Source organism: Caballeronia sp. LZ029 (genome assembly GCF_031451275.1).
Taxonomy (GTDB): Bacteria; Pseudomonadota; Gammaproteobacteria; order Burkholderiales; family Burkholderiaceae; genus Caballeronia; species Caballeronia jiangsuensis.
This window is the reverse complement of record NZ_JARUXO010000002.1, coordinates 333971-344382: the sequence shown is the minus strand read 5'-3', so window position 1 is coordinate 344382 and position 10412 is coordinate 333971. Positions and strand designations below refer to the sequence as shown.

Below are 10412 nucleotides of genomic sequence, written 5' to 3'. Positions count from 1 at the left end.
TGGTGAAGAGGCGCTACAGTCCGGCGTCGCGCTGGAAACGCGTGCGGTCGTGTTCATCGGAGATCGTCGCCGCGAGCCGTTCGTACAGCGCGCGCAGGCCGGCCGCACGGGCGGCCTCTCGTTTCGCGATGATGGTGGCGATCGGCCCGAGATAAACGGCGAGCTTGAGCGCGGCGGCTCGCACCTCTTGCGCATCGAGCGATGAAGAAGGCGATGTCGCCCCGTGCGCCGTGCCCGTACCCGATCCGTCCGCGAAGGCGGCGACGAACTGCGCCCGGCCGCGATCGGAGGGCACATGCGGCGCGAGCAGCGCGACGAGCGCGGGCAGATCCGGCGCATCCGCGATACGCGCCGCCGCACGCCGCACCAGCAGACGCGCGACCGGCCCGATCTGCGCGGCGAGTCGCGCCTCGACCGAGGCGAGCGTGGCGGCGGGCCACATCGTGAGCGACGGCAACGACTCGCCGCGCCATGAGCCCGTTCCCGATGCGAGCGGAGCGGCTGGCGTCGCCGTCTGCGCTTCGAGAATCGTGCAGTCATCCGGGGTCGCGGGCCTGCCGTCGGAGACATGCTGAAGCGCCTGCCGCAGTGCATCGGCCGTCTGAAAGCGTGCGGCGGGACGACGGGACAGCGCGCGCATCAGCACGTCATCGATTCCGGCCGGCAGCGTCGGGTTGCACACGGACGGCATGCGCGGCGTCTCGTGCATGACTTGCCGCATCACTTCCGCCTGCGATGCGCCCGCGAACGGCCGGCATCCGGTGAGCATCTGATAGAGCACGATCGCGGCGGAGAACAGGTCGGAGCGGCCATCGACGGCTTCGCCTGTGAACTGCTCCGGCGACATATAGCACGGTGTGCCGATCATCGCGCCCGCCAGCGTCAGCGTCGATGATTCGACATGCGCAACGCCGAAGTCCGCGACTTTCAGCCGCCCTTGCTCGCTGACGAGCAGGTTCGCGGGCTTGATGTCGCGATGCACGACGCCATGCTCGTGCGCGAAGCCGAGCGCGGCGAGCAGTTGCGCGAACCAGTCGAGCGCGGTCGCGAGTGCGAGCGGACGGCCCGCGTCGAGCAAGGGCTTCAGCGCGTGTCCGCTGACGAGTTCCATCGCGATAAAGGCGGTGTCGTCGGCTTCGCCGTAGTCGTACACGCCGACGATGTTCGGATGCGTGAGCCGTCCCGCGGCCTGCGCCTCGCTGCGCAGGCGCGTCATCAAACTCGCGCGTTCGCCGGTTTCGAACAACTCGTGGCGCACGGTCTTCAGCGCGACATGCCGCTCGATGTGCGGATCGAAGGCGCGATAGACCACGCCCATCGCGCCCGCGCCCAGCACCGCGTCGATGCGGTACTTGCCGAGTTGCGCGATGCGCGGCGGGTCCATCGCGGCGGCTTTCACCTCATGCCTCGATCATCTTGAATGCTTCCACGAGGCTCGTCTTCATGCGCGCGAACGACGCGGCGAGCGAAGCGATCTCGTCGCGGCCGCGCTCGCTGAAGTTCGCGCCGTCGAGTTGTCCGAGGCTGGCTTCGTCGGCGGCGCGCGAGAGGGCGCGGATGCGCCGCGTGACGAGCAGATGCACCGTTACGTTCAGCGCGATCAGCAACAGCACGAACACGGCGAAGAGCGAGCCGAGGAAGGTGCGCAGGACCGCGTCGCTGCGCGCGACGGGCAGCGCCATCGGCACCGAGACGAAATCCGCGCCGATCACATCGTGCATCGTCCAGTTGAAGCCGTTGTTTGGACCGTATTTGTCGATGAGCGTTTTCGGCGCGCGCGAAGGCACGCTGTGACATTCCATGCAGGCGGCGTCGTTGATGCGGTTCGGGCGCGCGATATACAGATTCTGCCCGGTCGGCGTGTCGCGCAGTCCGACGATTTCCTTCAGCTCGGGCTTGTCGTGCAGATGGCGGATCACATCCGTTTCCCAGTCCGAGGGACGGTCGCGCGGATTGGTCGGGTTCAGCATCGTCGAGCGATAGGAGTAGCCCGCGAGGCGCTTTTCCAGCGTCATCAGCGTTTCGACCGCCGAGAAGGCCGGCACCGATTGCGGCACGAAGCTGTATTTGAGCTGCGTCTGCAAAAGCGGCGTGACTTGCGTGGCGGTGTAGTTCTGCGCCGCGCTCGCCGCTTCCATGAGGACGCGCGCATTCTGCACGGTCTCGTCGATGGCCGCGCGACGCAGCAACTCGCGCGCGGCGAACCCGGCCGACACGAAGCCGACGACAAAGACCGTGAGGAACACCAGATTGAACTTGACGGCGAGCGACAGTCTCATGACTCCACCTCGGTTGATTGGTTCTGCGCGGGCGAGACCGCGCGCCGGCGCGGCATGGCGGGCGGCGGACACAGCACGCGCCGCCATTCGGGAAGGTTGCGCAGGTTCTGCCGCACCTGGGCGCGGAACGGCTCGCCTTGCGCGAGCGGCCGAAAGCGCGCGACGAAACCACGCCGGATCGGCAGCGGCGCGCTCAGCCAGTCGGCGATATCGGCATAGGTCGCCGGGCGGCCCTGCGCGGGCGCGACAGGCTTCGCCTTCGCAGGCGTCGCCGATGACGCGAGCGGATCGCGGAAAGGCAGCGGCATCGCGGCGATAAACGACGTCGCCGGGCGTGTGCCCACGACGAGCGGCCTGCCGGTTTCGCGTTCGGCGTAGTGTTCGCCGTCGAGTTGCTGATGCGCGTCGGCATGCTCGGACAGGGCGAGCGTCATGCTGCCCGCTTCGATGAAGAGCGAAGTCATGTCGCGGCTCGCGTGCAGTACCGCCGAGCCGTCGCGCAGGCTCGCGTGGAGCGTGGGTGTGTCGATTGGCAAGGGATCGGACGCGCTTTGGTGCAGACGTGCGATCTTGATCCAGCCTGAAAGGAGCGCGAGCGCATCGCCGTGCGGCGCGGCATCGAAGGCGACGCGCGTGTCGGCGCCAAGCGCGATGATCGTGCCGTCGCCGTCTTCGATTTGCGCGCCGCCGTGCGCATCGGTGGCGAGCAGATCGCCTGGTTGAAGCGCGATGGGCGCATCGGCGTTGAACGCGGTCGTCGCGCGGATCAGCGTGACGGTTCCTTCGGGCAGCAGCATCGCCTGGCCCGCTTGTGCGCCGTGAAGCGCGCACAGACATGCAAGGGCGACGCTCAAGCGAAGAGTGTGCAGCAGGGTTCGGGCGTTCATCGCGGCGATGCCTCGGAGCGTGAAGGTATTGCGACGAAAACAGCCGTGCGCCGGTTTCTATTCCACATGAATTTCCCCTATATCGATGGAACGAAAACGGCGCCGGTCATTTCATGCGCGAAGGCGCTAGCCGTTCAGAAAGCCGAGCACGGCCTTGCGCACTTTCAGGTCCCAGGTCTGCTCTTCCGTGTGGCTCGTGGCGAGCGTGAGGAGACCCTTGATCATCGCGTCGTCGGAATTGAACGCGAAGCCCGCATCGCCCAGATAGTCCGATCCCCAGACCTTGAGGCTGTCGACGTACTTGCAGCCGGCCGTGAATTCCGCCTGCGTGACGATGTTCTCGTCATCCTTGAACATCGCGAGGAAGTGCATCTTGTCGCCGCAAATGCCGGAGTTGAGAGCCAGCACCGAGAGCGCCGGAATCGGCACCGCATAGCGCTTGAACCAGCCGTTGAAGGCGATCGGCCGCGTATGCAGCGCGTCGCGTTGCATGCGTGCTTCCCAGTAGCCCTTCGCCTGCTCGCAAAAGCGCTTGATGCGCTTGATCTCCACGATCTTCCAGATGACCTTCGCGAGCGTTTCCATGATAGACACGACCGCATCGATGATGGTCGATGCACCCTGGCTCGCGAACTGTAGCCCGAGGCTCGCGCCGCCTTTCACGAGGTCATAGACGCCGGAACCGATGCTCAGCTTCATCGCGCGCCTGATCGCTTCCACGATGGTGCCGGGATGCCCGGTCAGCAGTTGCACGTCGCGGCCTTGCACCCATTCGCGATACTTGGTGATGCTGCTATCGACGGTATTGGCGATGCCCTTGGCGATATCGAGGCCCGCGCCGATGAACGGCGCGAGCGTGGCGAGCAGCTTGCCGCACAGGAAATCGACGAGCTTGCGCAAGAGCGCGGGCATCGTGTCGAGCGCGAAACCGCCGGGATCGTTGCGGATGTCCGCGACCTTTTCGCGGATCATGTCCCATAGTTTTCTCGCCCCTTCCTCGACCTTCGCGCGAATGGCCTCGTACAGCCGCTGCGCCGCGCTGCTCAACGCCGGCAACGTGAGCGTGGCGTTGGTGAGCTGATTCGATTTCGTGAGCGTCGGTTCCTTGTGCCTTCTGATCTTCTTCTGCACCTGTTCGAGCGCGAGCGACGCCGATTTCTGCACGACACTGTTGTCCAGCACCGCGGATGCGCGCGCCGCCGCGACATTGGTGTCCGGCGCGAACCCGAGGCCGACGTTGGTGATATCGAAAGCGCCTTCCAGCAGCACCTGAAACGTGTCGTCTTCCAGTTCCAGGTTGCCGAAGAGATACAGCACGCCGAGGCGCGCGTTGATGAGCGCGGGCGTCATGAAGTCCTGCGCACCGGCCGCGGCGTCCGTGTCGCCGTTGCCATGCAGTTGCTGATCGAGCAGCGTGAAGTACTTTGAGCCGTTGCGCGATGCGCTTCTCCAGGCATCGTCGGGACCGGCCGACAGTCGCCAGCGCTCGAACGCCTGCACCAGCGCGTGAAACTGATGAACCGTCCGGTTGCGGTGATACATGAGGATCTGCTGATCCAGATCCTTGAGCGCGGCGCCGCGTACCTGAAGCAGCGCCGAGGTTCCTCTGAGCCATTCATCGTGAGCAACGATATCGGGCAACTGGGCATAAGCGTAGGGCATGGAGAGGTCTCCTCGAAAACCTGAGGTGGTGATTGACTGTCGGGGAGGCGCCCTAGCACCAGGCGATATCGTTCAGCTTCACGTAGCGGCTTTCGATCAGGCGGCCGCTGCGGCTGCGCAGGTCCACTCGATAGATGCAGCCGAAACTGAAGAAGTTGTGCTCGAGGACAAAGATTTCGCGGTGCATGATGCCTCCTGTCGGGCGCGGTTCGCTGAGCGAGTCGTGGCGATCGTGGTCGCCGTGGGATGTCGCGACCGTCGAAAGCAAAACAGCGGGGTGGGAGGATTTGTTCCGCGTGCGAGGGGGACTTTATTTGCGGGCGAGAAAGGAATAAACGCGGCTCTGAAGTGTCGCGGCCAGCCCTCAACATTCGAAAGTGCATTTCACATTGCGGGACTTCCCGGAAATTTGCGCAGTCGTGCTTTTTTGCCGCTTGAAAACGGTTTTTGCATCGCAAAAACTGCCGCGTAACTCATTGAAAATTAAGCGTAAATTATGTCTTATGTCTTATATAAGAGTTCACGCAGAGCCGATAAACGACGGTACTATTAAGTCATGCAGTTCGCTTCGACAAACGTCGCGACACGCCAAACCGTTTAGTTAACCGCGCTTTGCTCTCAGGAGAGTCACATGGCCCAATATCAAGAAGACATCAAGGCAGTTGCTGGTCTGAAAGAAACCAACGGCAGCGCCTGGAACGCCATCAACCCCGAGTACGCCGCTCGGATGCGTGCCCAGAACAAGTTCAAAACGGGTCTGGATATCGCCAAGTACACGGTGAAGATCATGCGCGACGACATGGCCGCCTACGATGCCGATCCGTCCAAGTACACGCAGTCGCTGGGATGCTGGCACGGCTTCATCGGGCAGCAGAAGATGATCTCCATCAAGAAGCACTTCAACAGCACCGAGCGCCGTTACCTTTATTTGTCGGGCTGGATGGTTGCCGCGCTGCGCTCCGAGTTCGGTCCGCTGCCGGATCAGTCGATGCACGAAAAGACTTCCGTCAGCGCGTTGATCCGCGAGCTGTACACGTTCCTGCGTCAGGCCGATGCCCGTGAGCTGGGCGGCCTGTTCCGTCAGCTCGACGCGGCCGAAGGCGCTGCGAAGGCCGCGATCCAGGAAAAGATCGATAACCACGTGACCCACGTCGTGCCGATCATCGCCGACATCGACGCGGGCTTCGGCAACGCGGAAGCAACGTATCTGCTGGCCAAGCAGTTCATCGAAGCGGGCGCATGCTGCATCCAGATCGAGAACCAGGTGTCGGACGAGAAGCAGTGCGGTCACCAGGATGGCAAGGTCACCGTGCCGCACGAGGACTTCCTGGCCAAGATCCGCGCGATCCGCTACGCGTTCCTGGAACTGGGCGTGGACGACGGCATCATCGTGGCGCGTACCGATTCGCTGGGCGCAGGTCTCACCAAGCAGATCGCCGTGACCCATACGCCGGGCGATCTGGGCGACCAATACAACGCGTTCCTCGATTGCGAGGAACTGTCGGCGGACCAACTGGGCAATGGCGACGTCATCATCAAGCGCGACGGCAAGCTGCTGCGTCCCAAGCGCCTGCCGAGCAACCTGTTCCAGTTCCGCGCCGGCTCGGGCGAAGCGCGCTGCGTGCTGGATTGCGTCACCGCGCTGCAGAACGGCGCCGACCTGCTGTGGATCGAAACCGAAAAGCCGCACATCGCGCAGATCAACGGCATGGTGAGCGAGATTCGCAAGGTCGTCCCGAACGCCAAGCTGGTGTACAACAACAGCCCGTCGTTCAACTGGACGCTGAATTTCCGCCAGCAGGCGTTCGACGCGATGAAGGAAGCGGGCAAGGATGTATCGGCATACGACCGCGCCCAGTTGATGAGCGTGGAATACGATCAGACCGAACTGGCGAAGCTTGCCGACGAAAAGATCCGTACCTTCCAGGCCGATGCATCGCGCGAAGCGGGTATCTTCCATCACCTGATCACGCTGCCGACCTATCACACGGCTGCATTGTCGACCGACAATCTTGCCAAGGAATACTTCGGCGATCAGGGCATGCTGGGTTATGTGGCTGGCGTGCAGCGCAAGGAAATCCGTCAGGGCATCGCCTGCGTGAAGCATCAGAACATGTCCGGCTCGGACATCGGCGATGATCACAAGGAGTATTTCAGCGGCGAAGCGGCCCTGAAAGCGGCGGGGAAGGACAACACGATGAACCAGTTCTGATAACTTCAGCCGTACTTCGAGCAAAACGCCAACCCATGTGGGTTGGCGTTTTTTTTACGCGATGAGGGACTTACTGCTTCCCTGCACGAACCTCGAGTGCGACATGGCCCGGATTGCTTACTGGCTCCGGTTCGGACATCAAGCCGGCGTTGCGCGTCTCTGGCGCGAACAACTGACAGACGATCCCTCCGATGATCAGCGTTCCGACGCAGAAGAAAAGCGACTCACGAATGCCGAACTGCTGAACCGAGATAGGCAGCAGGAAGGTTGCCGCTGCCGATCCAAGTCGACTGCACGCGATCACGACGCCCACGCCTGAAGCACGCAATTCGGTCGGGAAGAGTTCCGGCGTATAGACATACTCCAGGTTGGCAGCGCCGGAAAGCACGCAGGCAAACAGTCCGAAGAGAAGAATGGTGAGGATCGTGCTCTGGCTAAACGAGGCCAGCGCGAAAAGAATGGCACCACACAGATAAAACGACCCGGTCAGGAATACGCGGCGCGGGATCCGGTCGATGATCGTGAGCCCGATCATCGATCCCACGATGAGCAGGATGTTATAGACAACCGCTCCCAGGTAATTGTCGTGAACGTTGAGCGATTCCAGAACCTTCGGCGTGAAGGTCCCCAGCGCGAAGTACGGGATCACCTGACAGGTGAAGAAGACGCAGCCGACGAAGGTGTTCCGACGCAAACGCGCGGAGAACAACGTGCTGAAGCTCGCGCGCTTGTCGATGGCGTTGCTGACCGGTGCGACGGTCGCCGTCACGTTCGCGCCGAACTTCTTCAGGATGATCGCTGCCGCTTCTGCCGCCCGTGATTTCTTGATGAGCCAAAGCGGAGACTCGGGAATTCCGAGCCGGAAGGGAAAGATCAGGAGCGCGGGCACGCCACTCAACGCGAGCATCAAGCGCCAGGAGTCGGGCGCGACGTCTTTCAGCAAGAGTCCAACGATATATGCGCTCACGTAACCCGATGCCCAGGCGATCGAGAGCATGCTGAGAAGTCGTCCACGGTAGCGGCGCGGCACGTATTCGACGATCAATGCTTTGCCGACGACATAATCGGCACCGAGGATGACGCCCAGCAGAATCCGGAATATGAAGAGTTCTGTCGGCGACGTAACGAAGTACTGCGCGCCGGATACGAGAGCGAAAAGCACCATGTCGTAACCGAATATCCATCGACGTCCGAATCGGTCGGCTAACGGACCGGCTATCAGACTGCCCAGAAAGAGGCCGATCAGAGAGGCGGCGCCCAATAGCCCCATCCAGAATGCACTGAGATGTAGAGGTACTGCGGCAATGCTCACCGCGATGCCGACAATGCCGAGCACGAAGCCGTCACTGAATACGCCGCCCGTTCCCGCAAATGCGACGCGAAGGTGGAACCTGCGCAGAGGCAAGTCTTCCATAAGTATGGGTTTGTTCACGCTGTCTCCTGTCTACTCACACTTTACGCCGCCGATTCGAATTCGGAGGCGATGCCATACCTGTCCGACACCGCTGCGCGTGGAAACGCCGGGTCGAGGACGAAAAGAAAAAACGGATGAGGTTGATGCTGGAATGCGATTCAACCGTGCAAGCGAATCGCCTTCGCCGCTAGGCTGAGCTTGCCGCTGTCACTACGATCTCGATGAGCTTCTTCGGGGACGCCAGGGTCGCGCCGACGGTCGCTCGTGCAGGCGCTCGACCCGGCGTCACCCAGTCGTCCCAGACCGCGTTCATCGCCTGGAATGCAGACATATCCGCCAGGAAAATCTGGCAGAAGAGGATTTGAGACTTGTCGGAGCCATGCTCATTGAGCAACTCATCGACGGATTTCAGTACCTGACGCGTTTGCCCCGTCATGTCCTGCTCTACGTCGGTTGCTACCTGACCCGCGAGATACAGCACGCCGCCATGCCGGGTCACTTGCGACATCCGCTTGTTCACGCGGCTACGTTCGATAATGGACACTGATTTCTCCGCCAGAGATTAACGTTCCGGGCCTGCCACCGCGGCCTGATACCTGATTGCCGATGTGACCGCGACTTTTCGAATTGGATCGGGCGGCAGCCATGTCGGTCCGTCAAAACCGAGCACGTCGGTCAAAGCGGCAGAGTCGACACCCATCGCCATCTCGCCCAGCAACTTTCCGAACACACTTCCTTTCAGCACGCCGGCCCCGTTACAACCGACCGATGCATAGAGGCCCGGACGAAGTTCGCCGAAAAAGGATGCGCCATTGCGAGTGAGCGCTGTCGTGCCGCCCCACATGTATTCGAACTCGTGCGACTTCATCTGCGGATACCGACGCTTATAGCAACCGGTCAGCAACTCACGCGTTTTTTCCGACGCTTGCTCGCGTTCGTACGAATACGCGCTTCTCACCATCAACCTGCCGTCCTGAATGCGGCGCAAGGTCGTGCCAAGCCTGTTCGCGGGGATGACGCCCCATTCCTTCGAATCGCCCAATCTGGCAAGTTCGGTATCCGAGAGCCTGGGCGTGACGGCCGCATAGGTGAAGATCGTGAAAATACGATCGCGAAGAATGCCAAGCTGTTTGGCGAAGCCGTTATTGGCGATGATGACGCGATCAGCCGTGTATTCACCGTTGACCGTCTTGACGACGAAGGGCCTGGTCTCGTCAAGAGCGAGGACCGGCTCGTCTTCGAGGATGGTGACGTTCGTTGGCAGCGAATCGGCCAGGCCGCGAATCAGCGCTGCGGGCTGCACGAATACGTTGTTGGGCGAGTGGAACCCGTACTGATAATACGGTGTGCCAATCTTCTCGTTGAGCCCTTCACGATCGAACTCGGTGAACGATATGCCCCATTGCCTGTACTGGTCGATCACGGCGCGCAAGCTCGCAACGCCCTTGTCGCCCGCGGCCGCGTGATACTTGCCCGCCGGATTCCATCCACAATCGATGCGATGTTCACGCACCAGCTCTTCGAGCCACTTTCTGCCGTCGTCATACATGCGGATCTGCTTGCGCGCGACTTCCAGCGGGCTGGTATGTCCGCCCATCTTCGTGTTGTGAGGAAGGTCGATGATGAACCCCGAGTTCCTTCCCGCCGATCCCTCGCCGATCGTCGATGCTTCAATCACCAGGACGTCTTCGCCCGGCCGTAATTCCCCGATGCGCCGGGCGGCCGCGAGACCGGTATAACCGCCGCCGATGATGATCGTTGCGTATCGCGATCGCGTTGGCCGTGAACGCTCGACTCGTTCGGGCAACATTGCGTTCCAGCCGGAGCGCTGTTTGTAGACCGGCGATATGCCGGTCGCTCTCCGGTCCGATGAAGACTGTTGGATGTTCATCACTGAGTTACTTTCCGATATAGACATTACCGGGCAGCGCTGACATACACGCCGCCGCAATAGTTAG

9 protein-coding genes are annotated in these 10412 nt (G+C 61.9%); 1 reads left to right on the top strand and 8 read right to left on the bottom strand.

Features of this window, described 5'->3' with window-relative positions; genetic code table 11:
* Window positions 1-13: 13 nt before the first annotated feature.
* The 5 genes from QCE73_RS16560 to QCE73_RS16540 form a co-directional block, all read right to left on the bottom strand.
* Window positions 14-1399 carry a serine/threonine-protein kinase gene (locus tag QCE73_RS16560; RefSeq protein WP_309882383.1) on the bottom strand — a complete coding sequence of 462 codons (1386 nt, stop codon included), beginning with the start codon at window positions 1397-1399 and terminating at the stop codon, window positions 14-16.
* A 1-nt stretch (window position 1400) separates the two neighbouring features.
* Entirely contained in the window at window positions 1401-2279 is an 879-nt protein-coding gene (locus tag QCE73_RS16555; RefSeq protein WP_309882381.1) for a DUF3365 domain-containing protein, read from the bottom strand.
* The gene (locus tag QCE73_RS16550; protein WP_309882380.1) at window positions 2276-3166 is read right to left on the bottom strand and encodes a FecR domain-containing protein; all 891 of its coding nucleotides are present in this window, start codon (window positions 3164-3166) and stop codon (window positions 2276-2278) included. Before QCE73_RS16550 ends, QCE73_RS16555 begins: the two co-directional genes overlap by 4 nt.
* A gap of 126 nt (window positions 3167-3292) precedes the next feature.
* On the bottom strand, window positions 3293-4828 hold the full coding sequence (locus QCE73_RS16545; protein WP_250487340.1) for a hypothetical protein: 1536 nt from the start codon (window positions 4826-4828) through the stop codon (window positions 3293-3295).
* Between the two features lie 52 nt (window positions 4829-4880).
* The gene (locus QCE73_RS16540; RefSeq protein WP_255503495.1) at window positions 4881-5015 is read right to left on the bottom strand and encodes a hypothetical protein; all 135 of its coding nucleotides are present in this window, start codon (window positions 5013-5015) and stop codon (window positions 4881-4883) included.
* 444 nt (window positions 5016-5459) lie between these two features.
* Here QCE73_RS16540 and QCE73_RS16535 point away from each other — a divergent pair, with 444 nt between their 5' ends.
* Window positions 5460-7040, top strand: coding sequence for an isocitrate lyase (locus QCE73_RS16535; protein WP_309882378.1), 1581 nt, complete (start codon window positions 5460-5462; stop codon window positions 7038-7040).
* Window positions 7041-7110: 70 nt separating this feature from the next.
* Here QCE73_RS16535 and QCE73_RS16530 read toward each other — a convergent pair whose 3' ends face one another.
* The 3 genes from QCE73_RS16530 to QCE73_RS16520 form a co-directional block, all read right to left on the bottom strand.
* Window positions 7111-8472: an MFS transporter gene (locus QCE73_RS16530; protein ID WP_309882376.1), complete on the bottom strand. Its 1362-nt coding sequence runs from the start codon at window positions 8470-8472 to the stop codon at window positions 7111-7113.
* Window positions 8473-8641: 169 nt separating this feature from the next.
* The gene (locus QCE73_RS16525; protein WP_404989777.1) at window positions 8642-8998 is read right to left on the bottom strand and encodes a RidA family protein; all 357 of its coding nucleotides are present in this window, start codon (window positions 8996-8998) and stop codon (window positions 8642-8644) included.
* 18 nt (window positions 8999-9016) lie between these two features.
* On the bottom strand, window positions 9017-10345 hold the full coding sequence (locus QCE73_RS16520; protein ID WP_309882374.1) for an FAD-dependent oxidoreductase: 1329 nt from the start codon (window positions 10343-10345) through the stop codon (window positions 9017-9019).
* Window positions 10346-10412: the final 67 nt, after the last annotated feature.